The 14831-nt window shown below is 73.0% G+C and carries 14 protein-coding genes and 2 pseudogenes; 8 read left to right on the forward strand and 8 right to left on the reverse strand.

What is annotated here, in order from left to right; genetic code table 11:
- Positions 1 to 93 precede the first annotated feature (93 nt).
- Together DVA86_RS03690 and DVA86_RS03695 are read left to right on the forward strand one after the other, a co-directional pair.
- On the forward strand, positions 94 to 513 hold the full coding sequence (locus tag DVA86_RS03690) for a nuclear transport factor 2 family protein (protein ID WP_208875743.1): 420 nt from the start codon (positions 94 to 96) through the stop codon (positions 511 to 513).
- A 49-nt stretch (positions 514 to 562) separates the two neighbouring features.
- A complete protein-coding gene (locus DVA86_RS03695) occupies positions 563 to 1456 on the forward strand; it encodes an alpha/beta fold hydrolase (RefSeq protein WP_208875748.1) in 894 nt (297 codons plus the stop codon).
- Between the two features lie 57 nt (positions 1457 to 1513).
- Here DVA86_RS03695 and DVA86_RS03700 read toward each other — a convergent pair whose 3' ends face one another.
- The gene (locus DVA86_RS03700; RefSeq protein ID WP_208875750.1) at positions 1514 to 1654 is read right to left on the reverse strand and encodes a hypothetical protein; all 141 of its coding nucleotides are present in this window, start codon (positions 1652 to 1654) and stop codon (positions 1514 to 1516) included.
- A 15-nt stretch (positions 1655 to 1669) separates the two neighbouring features.
- On the opposite strand from DVA86_RS03700, the gene DVA86_RS03705 reads away from it, so the two are divergent.
- Positions 1670 to 2146, forward strand: coding sequence for a MarR family winged helix-turn-helix transcriptional regulator (locus DVA86_RS03705; protein WP_245996331.1), 477 nt, complete (start codon positions 1670 to 1672; stop codon positions 2144 to 2146).
- 100 nt (positions 2147 to 2246) lie between these two features.
- Here DVA86_RS03705 and DVA86_RS03710 read toward each other — a convergent pair whose 3' ends face one another.
- Complete coding sequence (locus DVA86_RS03710; RefSeq protein WP_281279265.1) at positions 2247 to 3947, reverse strand: serine/threonine-protein kinase; 1701 nt, start codon at positions 3945 to 3947, stop codon at positions 2247 to 2249.
- A gap of 628 nt (positions 3948 to 4575) precedes the next feature.
- On the opposite strand from DVA86_RS03710, the pseudogene DVA86_RS35140 reads away from it, so the two are divergent.
- A pseudogene (locus tag DVA86_RS35140) lies at positions 4576 to 4750 on the forward strand (ABC transporter); the annotation flags it as partial.
- Between the two features lie 76 nt (positions 4751 to 4826).
- On the opposite strand, the pseudogene DVA86_RS34940 reads toward DVA86_RS35140, so the two are convergent.
- From DVA86_RS34940 to DVA86_RS03720, 3 genes and pseudogenes are all read right to left on the reverse strand, one after another.
- Positions 4827 to 5528: pseudogene (locus tag DVA86_RS34940) on the reverse strand (BTAD domain-containing putative transcriptional regulator); the annotation flags it as partial.
- Between the two features lie 14 nt (positions 5529 to 5542).
- Entirely contained in the window at positions 5543 to 6286 is a 744-nt protein-coding gene (locus tag DVA86_RS34945; protein ID WP_245997535.1) for an NPP1 family protein, read from the reverse strand.
- A 277-nt stretch (positions 6287 to 6563) separates the two neighbouring features.
- Positions 6564 to 7412: a helix-turn-helix domain-containing protein gene (locus tag DVA86_RS03720; protein WP_208875754.1), complete on the reverse strand. Its 849-nt coding sequence runs from the start codon at positions 7410 to 7412 to the stop codon at positions 6564 to 6566.
- Positions 7413 to 7649: 237 nt separating this feature from the next.
- On the opposite strand from DVA86_RS03720, the gene DVA86_RS03725 reads away from it, so the two are divergent.
- A complete protein-coding gene (locus DVA86_RS03725) occupies positions 7650 to 7982 on the forward strand; it encodes an ArsR/SmtB family transcription factor (RefSeq protein ID WP_208884359.1) in 333 nt (110 codons plus the stop codon).
- Positions 7982 to 8689 (forward strand): cation efflux transmembrane domain-containing protein, encoded by a 708-nt coding sequence (locus DVA86_RS03730; RefSeq protein WP_208875756.1) that lies wholly within the window; start codon positions 7982 to 7984, stop codon positions 8687 to 8689. The genes DVA86_RS03725 and DVA86_RS03730 overlap by 1 nt, the downstream gene beginning before the upstream one ends.
- Before the next feature lie 101 nt (positions 8690 to 8790).
- On the opposite strand, the gene DVA86_RS03735 is transcribed toward DVA86_RS03730, so the two are convergent.
- Positions 8791 to 9804: a LacI family DNA-binding transcriptional regulator gene (locus tag DVA86_RS03735; RefSeq protein WP_208875758.1), complete on the reverse strand. Its 1014-nt coding sequence runs from the start codon at positions 9802 to 9804 to the stop codon at positions 8791 to 8793.
- A 139-nt stretch (positions 9805 to 9943) separates the two neighbouring features.
- On the opposite strand from DVA86_RS03735, the gene DVA86_RS03740 reads away from it, so the two are divergent.
- Positions 9944 to 10864, forward strand: a complete 921-nt coding sequence (locus DVA86_RS03740) for a phytanoyl-CoA dioxygenase family protein (protein WP_208875760.1) — start codon at positions 9944 to 9946, stop codon at positions 10862 to 10864.
- A gap of 78 nt (positions 10865 to 10942) precedes the next feature.
- On the opposite strand, the gene DVA86_RS03745 is transcribed toward DVA86_RS03740, so the two are convergent.
- On the reverse strand, positions 10943 to 11731 hold the full coding sequence (locus tag DVA86_RS03745; protein WP_222623282.1) for a hypothetical protein: 789 nt from the start codon (positions 11729 to 11731) through the stop codon (positions 10943 to 10945).
- Positions 11732 to 11749: 18 nt separating this feature from the next.
- Complete coding sequence (locus DVA86_RS03750; protein WP_208875761.1) at positions 11750 to 12592, reverse strand: hypothetical protein; 843 nt, start codon at positions 12590 to 12592, stop codon at positions 11750 to 11752.
- Positions 12593 to 12880: 288 nt separating this feature from the next.
- On the opposite strand from DVA86_RS03750, the gene DVA86_RS03755 reads away from it, so the two are divergent.
- On the forward strand, positions 12881 to 14788 hold the full coding sequence (locus tag DVA86_RS03755) for a sugar-binding protein (protein WP_245996332.1): 1908 nt from the start codon (positions 12881 to 12883) through the stop codon (positions 14786 to 14788).
- The last annotated feature ends 43 nt before the right edge of the window (positions 14789 to 14831 follow it).

Consider the following 14831-nt stretch of genomic DNA (forward strand, 5'->3'; position numbering starts at 1 on the left):
CTCCGCCTCTCCGCGCTTGCGTGAGAACCATCGTTTTCGTATGCTACCCGAGCCAGCGTGAGAACGAGCGTTCTCGCGAGGAAGGAGCAGGTCATGACCGTGCGCCCACCCGTGCCTCCGTTCACCGGCGAAACCGCCGCGGCGAAGGTGCAGGCCGCCGAGGACGCGTGGAACACGCGGGACCCCGAGCGGGTCGCGCTCGCCTACACCGAGGACACCGAGTGGCGGAACCGGGACGTCTTCCTGCACGGCCGCGTCGAGGTCATCGCCTTCCTGCGCGCCAAGTGGGACCGCGAGCTCGGCTACCGGCTGCGCAAGGAACTGTGGTCCCACACCGGCGCGCGGATCTCGGTGCGCTTCGAGTACGAGTGGCACGACGCCGGCGGCCAGTGGTGGCGGTCGTACGGCAACGAGCAGTGGGAGTTCGCCGACAGCGGCCTGATGAGCCGCCGTTACGCCTCGATCAACGACCTGCGCATCACCCCGGCGGAACGCCGTATCGCCACGGCGTGAACCGGAGTCCGGTCCACACGAACACGAGCCTCAGCCAAGGGAGTACGACATGACGACAACAGAAGCGACGGACTTCGGCGTGCGCTACCGGACGGCCACCGTCCACGGCCTCGACGTCTTCTACCGGGAGGCGGGCGACCCGGCGCGGCCCACGCTGGTGCTGCTGCACGGATTCCCGACCAGTTCGCACATGTACCGCGGGCTGCTCGGCTCGCTCGCCGACGAGTTCCATCTGGTCGCTCCCGACCACATCGGCTTCGGCCAGTCCGCGATGCCCGCGGTGGACGCGTTCGACTACAGCTTCGAGAACCTCACCACCGTCACCCTCGCCCTGCTGGACACGCTCGGGCTGGACCGCTTCGCCCTCTGCGTGCAGGACTACGGCGCCCCCGTCGGCCTGCGGATCGCGACCCGCCACCCGGACCGCGTCACCGCCCTGATCAGCCAGAACGGCAACGCCTACGAGGAGGGCTTCACCCCGTTCTGGGACGTGCTGTTCGCGCACGCCAAGGACCGGGCGGCGCACGAGGAGGAGGTACGCGGCTTCCTCACGCCCGAGGCCACGCACTGGCAGTACACCCACGGCGTGCCCGCCGACCGGCTGAACCGCGTCGCACCGGAGAACTGGCGGCTCGACCAGGCGGGCCTCGACCGGCCGGGCAACGACGCGATCCAGCTCCAGCTGTTCTGGGACTACCAGTTCAACCTCGACCTCTACCCGGTCGCGCACCGGTACTTCCGGGAGCACCGGCCGCCGACGCTGCTCACCTGGGGCCGGCACGACGAGATCTTCGCGGCGGCCGGTGCCGAGGCGTTCCTGCGCGACCTGCCCGACGCGGAACTGCACCTGCTGGACACCGGGCACTTCGCCCTCGAGACGCACGGCACGGAAATCGCCGCGCTGATCCGCGACTTCCTGCGCCGCGCGGTCACGCCCGCCTGACGCCGGGGTTCCCGTCGCGCCCGGCGCCGCGCGGTCACGCCCGGCGCGGGGCTCGGTTCACACCTCCGGGCCGTGGCCCAGCAGTTGGCGGATGAGCCCGTCGAGGTCGAGGAGCTCGCCCTCCATGCCTGGGGGCACCATGTGCTCGGTCCAGTGCAGGAAGGCCTCCACGTCGGCGGCCGCGGCGGTCGCTCGCACTGTCCTAACGGCCGCGTGGACCCTGACACCCCCTGGCTGACCGAGCAGCAGCGCGTCTGGCGCAACTGGCTGCGCATGAACACCGAACTGCCCGCCGCCCTGCACCGCCAGCTGCAGGCCGACTCCGAGCTGTCCCTGCCGGACTACGACGTCCTCGTCCAGCTCACCGACACCCCCGAGGGCCGCGTACGGGTGCTGGACCTCGCGCGCGCCCTGCGCTGGGAACGCAGCCGGCTCTCGCACCACATCAAACGCATGGAGGGCCGCGGCCTGGTGCGGCGCGAGGACGTGCCCGGCGACGGCCGCGGCGCCTACGTGGTCCTCACGCCCGAGGGCCGTACCGCGATAGAGCGGGCCGCTCCGGCCCACGCGCGGCGTGTGCGCAGCCTGATCTTCGACTCCGTGGGCGCGGACGAACTGGCCGCGCTGGGTGCGGTCGTCGCCAAGGTGCTCGCGCGCCTCGACGAAGAGGAACGGCAGCCCGCGCGCTGACCGCTCCCGTACGGGCCGTTCCCGTGGCCGCTCTCGTACGGGCCAGTCCCGTACGGGCCACTCCCGTACAGGACCGGCGGGGCCGCCGGATCACCGGCGGTCAGCCGGTCCTGACGTCGAACCGGAACCCTTCGCGTACGTGGTTGAAGACCACCTTGTGGCGGTCCCAGTCCGTGCTCGGCGCCGAGAGGTAGATCGCGTACTCCTTCTCGCCCGGCTCCCCGAACCCGAGGTCCTGGGCGTGGAACTGGCGGGCCCTGCCCTGCCAGGTGAACTCCCAGATCGCGGCCGGCATGCCCCGGTACGTCGTGCTCTGCATGCGCACCTGGCGGTAGCCGGGCAGCTTCCCCTCCTCGACGGACTTCTCCTCGTCGTTCTTCCAGCGCTGCAGCGGGTCCGTGCTCGCGAAGTCGAGCACGGCGACGCGGAGGCTGACCATGCCGGTCGGGTCGATGTACGCGACGCCTTCCGCCTCGTCCTCCAGATCCTTGCGGGTCCAGTCCTCGGGGACGGGGAAGGAGACGCCGAACCCCTCCTCCCGCGCGAGGCGGTAGCCCTCGGGTACGGGCTTGGGGGAGGCGGGCCTCGGCTCCTGGGTCGTGACCTCGCTCGGGGAGATCTTCTCGCCCGGGACCGCCTGGCCGCCCTTGTCGTCGTCGCGCAGCCCGAGGTACGCGCCGCTGAGCGCGAGCACCGCCACGACGGCGGCGACCGCCGCCCACGCGCCCGTACGGCGCCCGCCACGTCCGCCTGGCGGCGGTGGCGGCGGCGGTGCGCCGGGTGTCGTCCCGCTGCCGGTCGCGTGAGCGGCGGGAGCGGCGGGAGCGGCGGGAGCAACGGGAGAGGCCTGAGCGGCGGGCGTTGCGGCGGCCGGTGGAGTCGCGGGCGCCGCGGGCGCGGGCGCGGGGTCCGTGCGCTCCGGGGGCCGGACGGTGTGCATGTGCGCGTCGACCTGGGTGTCCGCGACCACCCGCAGCCGCCGCTCCACCTCCTCCCCGGAGGGCCGTGCCTCCGGCTCCTTGGCCAGCAGCTCCTCGATCAGCGGAGTCAACGCCCCCGCGGAGACGGGCCGTTCGAGCGGGTCGACGGCTATCGCGTACGTGGTCTCCAGTGGCGTGTTCCGGCGGAACGGCGGGAGTCCCTCCACGGCCTGGTACAGCGTGGCTCCCAGTGCCCACAGGTCCGAAGCGGGGCCCGGAGTGGTGCCCTTGACGCGCTCCGGGGCGCAGAAGTCGATGGAGCCGATGAGTTCGCCCGTACGTGTGAGGGTGGAGGCGTCGGCGAGGACGGCGATGCCGAAGTCCGTGAGCACGACGCGCCCTTCGGCGCCCAGCAGCACATTGCCGGGCTTCACGTCGCGGTGCAGCACGCCGGCGGCGTGCGCGGCCCGCAGCGCGGCGATCATGCCGGCGCCGATCCGAGCCGCCTCACCGGGTGCCACCGGGCCGTCCTGCTTCAGGACTTCGTCGAGCGCGCGCGACGGCACGTGCTCCATGACGATGCAGGGCACGGCGGTGTCGTGCACCATGTCGTCGACGACGTCGTGCACCACCACGACGTTCGGGTGGGTGATGCGGGCGGCGCTACGGGCCTCACGGCGCGTGCGTTCGAAGAGGGTGGCGCGTTCGCCGTCCGCCAGATGCGGCGGCAAGTGCAACTTCTTGACGGCCACATGGCGTCCCAGCACCTCGTCCTCGGCCTGCCAGACGGTGCCCATGCCGCCGCGCCCGATCCGCCGCAGCAGGCGGTACCGTCCCGCGACGAGTCGTCCGGGCTCGTCGACCCCCGTGCCGTCCCACACTCCGCGCTCCTCACGCTGCGCCTGCGCCCGAACATGGCTTCTGTGTCGTGGCCTTGACACGATACTTGCCGGGATCATGTCTCACGCAGGGGGCCGGGGTGCCCGCCGCGTGCCGGGCCGTGGGTACGGCCCTGTTCAACGCAGGTGAGACGGGGCGGAGTTCGTCCGGGGGCGGAGTTCACCCGGAACGGTGCCCGGGCGAGCCGCCGTTCACCTGGCGTCGCTCCACGCGGTCTGCTTCAGCTCCATCCGGGCGGCGGGCGCGTCGGGGAGGGTCGTCCAGTACGGGTGCGTGGTGATCCGTACGGACAGCCGCAGCAGCTCGCGCCGCAGGACGGCGGTCTGCGTGCCGTGGGCGTCCGCGAGGCGGCGGTAGGTGGTGTACCAGTCGCGCTGGGCCTGTACGAGTTCGGCGGGGAAGGCGTGCGTCGTCGTCATGGCACGATGATGCCATGTGTTCGAACATCTGTGCGACTGATGTGGTGCGCCGGCGTGTCCCGAAGCCGCCGTGAAACCGGCTGAAGCCGTGCTGAAACCGGCCGCCCGCACGCTCCACGGCATGGATACGACGACAGCGACAGCAAAGCCGCTCGCGATCGCGGCCACCGGGCTGCGGAAGGCGTAGGGCGGCGAGCTGCGGGTCGGCGGCCACGACCTGGCCGCGGAACCCGACGCCGTACGGGCGGCGATCGGCGTCACCGGGCAGTTCTCCGCGGTGGACAACCTGATCACCGGCGAGGAGAACATGTGGCTCATGGCGGACCTGCACCGCCTGCCCCGGCGCGAGGGCCACCGGTCGGCCTCGTCGACGGCGCCGCGCTGGAGGGCGGCGAGCACGAGCCCCCAGCGGATGCCGACGGAGTCGGACCAGTCGCCGAGGCCCGAGCCGAGCGCGGCGGCGATGCCGTCCGCGGGCCCGGACCGGTGCCCGGGCTGCCCCGCCGAACCCCCCTGCCCCACCTGCCCCGTGGGGACGCCCGAGCCGGTCCGGCCCTCGCCGGCGCCGAGCGCCCAGGCCACCTCACCGGCCACCTCACCGGCCACGTCGCCGTCCGCGGTGACGCCCGCGAGCGGCACGAAGTGCACCACGCGCTGCTCCGCCTCGCGCGCCACGACGTGTGCCAGCCGCGTCTTGCCCAGGCCGCCGGGTCCGACGACGGTGGCGACCCGGGACGTACGCAGCAGCTCCGCCACGGCGGCGACGTCGCCGTCCCTGCCGAGCAGCGGGTTCGGCTCGTGCGGCACCCCCTCCCGTACGGGCACCTCATCCCGTACGGCCGCACCGCGGAGCAACTCCTGGTGCACGGCCCGCAGTCCGGCGCCCGGGTCGGTGCCCAGCCCGTCGCGCAGACCGCGCCGGTACGTGTCATACCGCGCCAGCGCCGCTCCCGTGCCCACCGTCACGGCCTCGCAGCGCAGCAGCTCCGTCACCAGCTCCTCGTCCCGCGGGTGCCCGACGGCCAGCTCCGCCAGCGGCCCGGCCGCCTCCGCGTGCCTGCCGAGCCGGGCCAGGGCGAGGGCGCGGTGGCGTACCAACTGCCGGTACGCCACCGCCCGTTCCGCCCGGAGCGCCGCGACCGGGCCGTCCGCGGCCCTCAGGCGTGCGGGTCGAACGGCACCTCGTCGGGCTTGGCCTTGGCGAGGTTGTCCGCGAACCGCTCGTCCGCGAGCGCCAGTTTGGCCGCACCGAAGTCGGCGGCCGTCAGCTTGTCGCGGATGCCGTCGGGGAACTTGTTCCAGCTCACCAGCGCCGGGCGCTGCCACGCCCCCTTGTGGTTCTCCGGCTGCTCGTCCGCGGAGGCGAAGCGGAACGCGTGGGTGCTGACGCCGTCCTTGTGGTAGACGATCTTCGGGTGGCTGTCCTCCCAGGCGATGTCGGCGGCGGCCTTCTTCTCGTAGCCCTTGTGCTGCGACACGGACACGTACTTGGCCTGGTCCTCGTTGACCCAGACCACGACGTGCTCCAGGTCGTGCTTGTGGCCCGCGGAACCAGGGCCCAGGGCGGCCTGGTCCTTCTCGAAGTAGAGCGCGTACATGTACGCGCACCAGCCGTTGTCGCACTTGGAGCGCGCGTACGAGTTGGTGTTGTCGAGGTCGTGCGCGTCGCGGCAGTTGCCGTTGACGTCCCCGCCGAGGTCCAGGCCGGGGTTGAGCGTGCCGTCGGCGGAGATGGCGGGTGTGGGGTAGCAGCCGTCCTTGTCGTAGTCGAACGACGGCTGCCACTTGCCGTCCGGCTCCTCGACGCTGGGCGGCAGCGCGCCGGGCGGATCCGCCCAGGCGGTGGGGAGGACGAACGCCAGCACGGCGGAGCCGGCCAGCGTGCCGCCGGCGAGCAGCAGTCTCCTGGAGCGCCGCTTCCTGGAGTGCCGCGGCGCGCCGCCCGCCGCTCTCGGCGGGCGGCGCTTCTCTGCACGGGTGTGGGGGGTCGGCACCGTGATCTCCTTCATGGCCGGGGAGTTGGAGGGCTCCGTCGGCCCGGGGGGTGGTTCGCACCCAACGTAGGGCCGGTCGCCGTCAACAGACCCTTGGCTGCGCCTCAAGGGCCGCTGAAGTGCCCAACTCCCGGGCGACTGCCCGAGGTTACCCGCCCGCCGTCCGCCGGGGGAGTGCGCGGTGTCAGCCCCGGCCGACGCGCTTCCGGTACTGGGACGGCGAACAGCCGGTGTGCGTACGGAACGCCCGCGCGAAGCTCTCCCGGCGCGGGTAGCCGCAGCGCCGCGCGATGTCGGCGATGGGGTCGGCGTCCAGTACGAGGAGGTGGCGCGCGGTTTCGATGCGCCGCTGCGTGAGATACCGCAGGGGCGTCTGCCCGGTGGTGGCGGTGAACCGGCGGATGAAGTGGTAGCGGCTCATCCGGGCCTGCTTCGCCAGGTGGTCGAGGGTGATGTCGGCCGCCAGGTTCTCCCGCATGTACGAGGTGACCGCGCGCAGTTGCTCCGCGTTGAGGCCGTGGGCGGAGGGGGTGGCCTCCCCGTACGCGTGCAGCAGGTGCGCGGCCAGGTACCGCGCCGCGCCGTCCGCGTAGTCGTCGCCCGCTCCGGCGGCGCGGGCACGCAGCAGTACGGACGCCATCGACGCGACGTGCGGGTCGAAGGCGCGCAGGGTGTGCAGCGACGCGAGGTCGCGGTCGCGGCCGGCCGTGGCCGGGTGCGCCTCGGCCGAGTAGCGGAGGACCGCCGCGGACAGCCCGACGGAGGCGACGGCGAACGGCTGGTGGCGCGGCGGCTTCCGGCTCAGCCGTACGAGGTTCCCGGGTGCGAGGCGGCATATCTCGCCGGGCACGAGGGTGGTACGGCGCAGGCCGCCGCCGTCGTGGCCCTCGATCCGGCACGAACCCCGCACGGGCGTGACGATGCCGAACCACCCGTCCGGCGCCCGGTGTTCGGCGGCGCTGCCGTTCTCCGGCGTCGGGTGCCGCTCCACCGTCAGCGAGCGCCAGAACGGGCTGAGGTGCGGAGTCGTCACGGCATGTCTCCCTGTCGGAGGACCGGCCGAATCCCCCCTCGGCGGCCCGATGGGCTCCCACGAGCCTAGGAACGGGGGGCCGTTGAGGGGATCCCGCACCCTGGCCGGTTCGCGGTACAGCTGGCTGTACGCCCCGTGTGCCCGTTCGGTGCGGAATGCGCCGGGCCGGGGGAGCGTACGCCTCCCGGTGATCCACGTATTGCTGAATTCAGGATCCCGTGTATCGTCCGACGTGCGCTGACTCTCGCTCCCGACATCGAGGTGCTGGCGCGGTTCGGCCGCGCGCTCGCCGACCCGATCCGCTGCAGGCTGCTGCTCGCCCTGCGCGACGCCCCGGCCCACCCCTCCGACCTCGCCGACGCCCTGGGGATCTCCCGTACACGGCTGTCCAACCACCTGGCCTGCCTGCGCGACTGCGGACTGGTGGTCGCCGTGCCGGTCGGCCGCCGTACGCGCTACGAGCTGGCCGACGAGCGGCTCGGGCACGCGCTGGACGACCTGCGTACGGCCGTGGTGGCCGTCGACGCGGACCGCAACTGCCCCGACGCGGACGCCGAGGGCTGCTGCTGATGGCCGCCCAACTGCCCCTGGGCGCCCGCCCGTCCGCGGGCGCGGACCGGCGCGACGTGCTGGCCCGCCGGATACGGCTGCTGGTCGCCGCCACCATCGCGTACAACGTGGTCGAGGCGGTCGTCGCCCTGACCGCGGGCACCGTCGCCTCCTCCACCGCGCTCGTCGGCTTCGGGCTGGACTCCGTCGTCGAGGTGTCCTCCGCGGCGGCGGTCGCCTGGCAGTTCTCCGCGCGTGAGCACGCGGTGCGCGAGGCGCGGGAGCGGACCGCGCTGCGCGTCATCGCGGTCTCCTTCTTCGTGCTCGCCGCCTATGTGAGCCTCGACGCGCTGCGCGCCCTGACCGGCTCCGGTGCTGCCGAACGCTCCCTCACCGGCATCGTGCTCGCCGCCCTGTCGCTCGCGGTGATGCCGTTCCTGTCCGCCGCCCAGCGCAGGACCGGCCGCGCACTCGGCTCGGCCTCGGCCGTCGCGGACTCCAGGCAGACGCTGCTGTGCACCTACCTGTCGGGCGTACTGCTGGCGGGCCTGCTCCTCAACGCCACCCTCGGCTGGTCGTGGGCCGACCCGGGTGCCGCCCTCGTCATCGCGGCCGTCGCGGTGAAGGAGGGCCGCGACGCGTGGCGCGGCAAGGGGTGCTGCGCGGCGCCGACGGGTGCGGGTGTTCCCGGTGTGCGGGAGGCGGACGCCTGCGGGTGCTGCGCCTGAGCGCCGGGCCCCTTCCGTGCCCTGCTCCGGGCCCTGTCCCCTGCTCCGTTCCGTCAACAACCAAGTCCGTCAACGGCCCGGGGTGACGGGCCCGTTGGCCGTCACGGCGTGCTGCTCTCCCGTACGACGAGCCGGTGCGCGGCCGTCACATGGCGGGCGGGCAGGTGGCCGAGGCGCCCGTAGATCCGGTCGGCCAGGCACTGCAGGGTGCGTTCGGCGATCTGCGCCTTGTCCGGGGCGATGGTGGTGAGGCTGGGGGTGGCGTACCGGCCGTCCTCGATATCGTCGAAGCCGACCAGCGCGAGGTCTTCCGGGACGGCCAGCCCCTGCTCGTGGGCGGCGCGCAGCGCGCCCAGGGCGAGTTCGTCGCTGAAGCAGAACACCGCGTCCGGTGCCGCGGGCGCCGCCAGCAGCTCCCGCATGGCCCGGTGGCCCTCCGCGCGGTGCAGCGTGGAGACCGTACGGGTGAGCTCCGGCGGGTGTTCGAGCCCGGCGGCGGCGAGCGCGGCGCGGTACCCCTGGGCCCGCAACTCGGCCGTGCCGTTGCTCAGATGGGGCTGGAGCCCGATGGCGGCGATACGCCGGCGGCCCAGCCCGACGAGGTGCGCGGTGGCCTCGCGGGCCGCCGTCACGTTGTCCACCACGACGTGGTCGGCGGTGCCCTGCGGGTCGCGTTCGCCGAGGACCACGAGGGGAGTGGTGGCGCTGTGGCGGCCGAGTTCACCGGCCGTCAGCGCCCACGGGCTGAGGATCATGCCGTCCACGGAGTGCGCGTCGGGGCCGTCGGCGAGCAGGCTCCGTTCGCGGTCGGCGAGGCCGCCCGTACGGTCGATGAGCACGGTCCAGCCGCGCTCCTGGGCGGCGTCGATGAGGAGTTCGGCGATCTCGCCGAAGTAGGGCGAGTGGATCTCCGGTATGGCGAGGCCGATCAGGCCCGTACGGCCCTGACGCAGGTTCCTGGCGGCGAGGTTGGGGCGGTAGCGCAGCTCCTCGACGGCCTTGAGCACGCGTGCGCGGGTGGCCGGAGCCACGGGGGCGGCGTTGCTGACGACGTTGGACACGGTGCGTACGGAGACGCCGGCCCGTGCCGCCACGTCCTTGAGTTTCGCCGCCACGCTCGCCCTCCCTCGGTGCTCGCGCCCGGATCATCGCACGCTCGGCGGGCGTGGTGCGGAAAAGTTGCCGCACTCATCTTGCCACGAGGAATGCAACGTTGCAGAGTGACCGTAGCCGCGAACCGGAAGGAGAGGGCCGATGACCGCTGCCCGCGCCGCAGGAGCCCACGCCGACGCCGTACCCGACCTCGTGCCCGACGCCGCACCCAGCGCCGCGCCCGATGCCGTACGGGAGCCCGCTCCCGTCACGCCCGAGGCCGTCGCCGCGGCACGCCACGACCTGTACACCGACGGGATCACGGCCTGCCGCGGCGCCTTCGGCGCGGAGTGGGCCGACCGCCTCCGCGAGGACATCGAGGCCGCCTTCGACGAGGCGCGGCGGCGCCCCGGCGGCGCCGTCGGCCGCGGACCGCACCGCTACTACGTGGAGATACACCCCGAGCAGATGCGCGGCTTCGCCGAACTCGCGGACCACCCCTGGGTGCGCGGCGTCTGCGAGGCCGTGCTCGGCCCCGAGTACGCGATCGTCGAGCTCGGCTTCGACATCCCGTTCGCCGGGGCCGTCAACCAGCCCTGGCACCGTGACTTCCCCAGCCCGGAACTCACCAGGACCGAACGGCGCCTCACCTCACTCGCGTTCAACGTCACCGCCGTCGACACCGAGGAGGACATGGGGCCGTTCGAGATCGCCCCCGGCACCCAGTGGGAGCACGGCGACGGCTTCGAGCACGGGATGTTCCCGCCGCGCGGCGAGTTCCCCCGCTACGAGTCCCTGGCCGTACGGAAGTACCCGTGCCGCGGCGACATCTCCGCCCGCTCGGCCCTGACCCTGCATCGCGGCACCACCAACCACTCGGCGACCGCCCGGCCCGTACTGGTCCTGGGCGTCGACGCCCCCGGCGCGGGCAACGACGCGCACCACGACATGGCGGTGACGCGCGCGTACCGGGACGCCCTGCCGGAACGCGTCCGCGCCCACCTGCACTGCCCCGTCGTGGACGAACTCGCGCCCATCGTGCAGAAGCACACCATCGAGGGCCTCGTCATGGGCGACGCCTGACGCGCCGGCAGCCGACGGCTCAGCTCAGCCTCCGGCTCCGGGCCAGGCTCCCGCTCCGGTCCCGGCCCCGGGTCGGCCTCAGGCCCCGGTCCCGGCCCTCGCGCGTTCGAGCGCGGGCAGGAACTGGTCGTAGAAGCCCGTCTTGATGTCCAGGGCGCGCTCCTCCGTCTCCCGGAAGCGGCCGGCCGACTCCTCGCGGGTGAGGAGCTCGCTGATGCGCGTGGCCAGGCGGTCGGAGTGGGTGGCGGACAGCAGCGACACGGTGGTCAGCGGGTGTGCCTTCGCGTCGTGCACGAGATGCGGGTAGTAGAAGCGGGAGCGGTTCCGCCCGTCCTCGGTCAGCAGCGGCTCCATCCGCGGCCACAGCCGCTCGTACTCGACGGAGACCAGCACCTCGCCCCAGAAGCGCAGGATCGTCAGCAGGCGCAGGTCCGCGTCGTCGTGGCCGCCCGCGTCGGCGATCAGCTCGAACGTGTCACGGATGGCCCGCGCCGTCGCCTCCGACGGCCTCGACGCGACCAGGGTCCGCCGGGGCACGCCGAGCCGGAGCAGGTCCTCCTTCATGTCCTCGCGGTGCGAGCGGGTGCGGCCCTGCCCGTCCGGGTACTCCTCGCGCAGGATGATCCGGGCGATCCGCAGCCCCGCCTCGTCGCCCAGCAGGTCGATCGCCAGGTCGTAGGAGGGGGTGAACGCGAGCGACACGAAGCGCCGCTGCAGCAGCAGCGCGGCGAAGTCGTCGTCCGGGAGCAGCGCGATGTCCGCGAGCACCGGGTGCGTCCGGAACCGTTCGATCAGCCCGTCCTCGTTCTCGTCCAGCTCCCGTATGACCAGATCCCGCATGTCGTCCCGCATGTCCGGGTCCCGCATGGCTGCCGCCTCTCCGCGTCACAGATTGATCGTGCTGATCGATGCGCGCCAGTCGCTGAGGTCCACGTCCCGGCCGACCATCCACAGCGTGTCCAGCTCCTGCTGGACCTCCCGGCCCATCACGCTGTCGCAGCCGTCGAGCTCGATCTGGGTGGAGTCGACGGCGAGTTGGCCGTGCAGGAACGAACTGACCAGATAGTGCTCCCCGGCCTTGTACACGGCGATGGACGGCAGGGAGTTGTACACCCGCACCTGGAGCAGCGACCGGTGCACGGGGATGTCGTGATAGAGCGCTTCGAGGTGGGACAGGCACCGTTCGACGTTCGCCTTGACGTCCTCGTCCTGCGCCGGATCCCGTACGGTGCGCAGCGCGTCGCCGCGCAGCTGCGCCACGGGTGAGGCCGGGTGGAGCAGCAGGATGCGCACCTCGGTACGCCGGTCCGCGATGGCGTCCCTCAACTCGGGTCTGAGTCGCTGCAGATCGGGGATCCAGGTCTGGAGGACGGTCACCTCGCGGCTGGCGCCGTCCCTCACGAACTCCGTGAACACGTCCTCGGGAAAGCGCGGGTGCACGCGGACCACGCCGGCGTAGTGCTCCCTCCTGAGCCTGCCCGCCTCCTTGTCGATGTCGAGCTTGGACAGCTGGGTGTCGACGTTGTCGAGCATCCGCAGACGGTCGAGCTCGAGCAGGAGGAAGAGGGTCACGGTGCTCAGGATGAGCAGCGTCATCTTCTGGAGCGTGACGCCCGGGGCGAGTTCGTCGAGCCATCCGAAGAGGTCCACGACCAGCACGAGGATGCCCGCCGTGGCCATGAAGATCAGCACGATCCGTTCGGCCCAGTACCGGACGGCACTTCCCATCGCGCTCCCCCTGTGACACTCCGTCATGAGCGATCGACCGTACACCGCGTCGCCGGTGCGAGGAGATGTGTTTCGGCCATGTTACGGAGAGGTACGTTCGGGGACATACGGTGCCGGGGCGACTGCCGCGATCGCCGCCCGCTGACGGGGTGTTGGACAAGATGTCCTGACAAACCCCTTGCCGAACATGCGTCGCGGCAGTAGAACGGCTGCCCATGAGCCCCGTTCGGAAGAACCGGGGCTCACCACGCATGCAGTGAACGGTGCACGGCTACGGGGAGGGACGCGGTGGCGGACTCGACGCAGGGTGACGGCGGCAGGGAACCGGGGAGCGGCCCGGCGGGCTGCGGATTGCCCGCGGGCGGTGGCCCGGCGGGCGCCGGGCCACGGCGCCGCGCCGTCTCGGCCGCGCTGGTGTCGGGCCTGGTCGGCACGGTGCTGGCCGCGTCCACGCCGTCGGCGTGGGCCGACGGCTGGAGCGCCCCGCGTCCGCGGCGCGGCGGCCGCGGGCGCAACGACCCGGCGCACAACGACGTGCTGTTCGTCGGCGCCCATCCCGACGACGAGCACGGCAACTTCTCCACGTTCGGGCAGTGGCGTGAGCGGTACGGGGTCAGCACCGGCGTGCTCACCGTGACCCGCGGCGAGGGCGGCGGGAACGCGGTCGGGCTCGAGGAGGGTTCGAAGCTCGGGCTGATCCGGGAGGACGAGGAGCGGGCGGCGACCGCACCCGCCGGCATCGACCACGTCTTCTACCTCGACAAGGCCGACTTCTGGTACACGCTCTCCGCGCCCCTCACCGCGGACATCTGGGACGAGCGGGACACCCTGGAGCGGACCGTACGGCTGATCCGTGCCACGACCCCGTACACGGTGGTCACGATGGACCCGCGCCCGTTCAACCAGCACGGCGGCCACCAGCTGTCGGCGCGGCTGGCGATCGAGGCGTTCTTCCTGGCGGGCGACCCCGGCGCGTTCCCGGACCAGCTCACCCGCGAGGGGTACCGGCCGTGGCGCCCACGGCTGCTGCTCGCCCAGAACGGCGCCTTCCGCGACCTGCTCGGCCCGGACGCGCCGAAGCGGCCCCGTACCGACCCGGACAGCGGGCTGCCGGTGTTCGGCGTCTGGTCCGGCACCAAGTCCGAGGAGCACGGTACGAGCTGGGCGCAGGTGGAGCGGGACGCCGCCCGCCTGTACCGCAGCCAGGGCTTCGCCGCGCTGCCGCCGAAGGTGCCGACGGACCCGGCGGAGCTGGGCTCCGACTGGTTCACGGTGCTGGCCGCGGACGGGCGCGCCGTACGGGCCGAGGTGCGGCCGCAGTCCGGACTGCGGCCGCTGTACGCCGAGTTCCGCGACTGGGCCGAACGCGCCGGCCTGCCCTGGCTCGCGAACAACGCGCAGCCCGACTACCCCGCGAGCCCCACTGCCGCCATCCCCGAAGTGGCCACCGCGCCGGTGCTGGACGGGGTGGAGCGCGACGGCGAGTACCCCGGCCCCGCGCTGCCGCTGCGGCACTGGGAGGGCGACGAGGCGGGCGCGGACGACGTGTCGGGCACGGCGAAGCTGGCGCGGCACGGCGACGACCTGTACGTCCTGGTCAAGGTCGTCGACGAGCGGAAGGGCAGCGCGCTGGGCGGCGACGACCTCAAGCGGCACTGGCGTACGGACGCCGTGGAGATCGCCCTCGACCCGCGCGGCACGGCCGACGACACCTCGGTCACGTTCAAGACCGGCATCTTCCCGTTCACGGCCGACGGCGGCCCCGCGGCGGAGCGCGACGGCGACAACCGGCAGGGCCCGGCGGAGGACACCGCGCCCGGCATGCGGGTCGCCGCGACCGTCAGCGAGCCGTACGAGGGCTACGTCGTCGAGGCGAAGATCCCGCTCGGCGAACTGCCCGCGGCGGCCGACCCGGAGGCGTTCGCCGTCAACGTGCTCGTCTACGACTCCGACACCGACGACAAGACCGGGCAGACCCGGCTGGCCTGGTCGCCGTTCGGCAGCGCACAGGCCGACCCGTACGTGTGGGGCACCGCCCGGCTGGAGGGCTACACCCCGCCGCCGGACCGGCCCACCACCCCGGCCGAGCCGGACATCCCGCAGGAGGCGGCCCGCAGCGAGGACTCGCCGGCATCGGTGGAGCAGTCCCGCCGTACGGGCGTTCCGCTGGCGGTCGGCCCGCGCGAACGGCGGTAAGGCGGGCTCGGGCCGGTCTCTCCGTACGCGGCGCTCAGGCCGG

The sequence above is a fragment of the Streptomyces armeniacus genome (genome assembly GCF_003355155.1).
Lineage (GTDB): Bacteria > Actinomycetota > Actinomycetes > Streptomycetales > Streptomycetaceae > Streptomyces > Streptomyces armeniacus.

Coding starts and splice junctions, on each gene's coding strand:
- DVA86_RS03690 (WP_208875743.1), top strand. CDS start 94: ATGACCGTGCGCCCACCCGTGCCTCCGTTCACCGGCGAAACCGCCGCG.
- DVA86_RS03730 (WP_208875756.1), top strand. CDS start 7,982: ATGGCCGCCCAACTGCCCCTGGGCGCCCGCCCGTCCGCGGGCGCGGAC.
- DVA86_RS03695 (WP_208875748.1), top strand. CDS start 563: ATGACGACAACAGAAGCGACGGACTTCGGCGTGCGCTACCGGACGGCC.
- DVA86_RS03745 (WP_222623282.1), bottom strand. CDS start 11,731: ATGCGGGACCCGGACATGCGGGACGACATGCGGGATCTGGTCATACGG.
- DVA86_RS03750 (WP_208875761.1), bottom strand. CDS start 12,592: ATGGGAAGTGCCGTCCGGTACTGGGCCGAACGGATCGTGCTGATCTTC.
- DVA86_RS03740 (WP_208875760.1), top strand. CDS start 9,944: ATGACCGCTGCCCGCGCCGCAGGAGCCCACGCCGACGCCGTACCCGAC.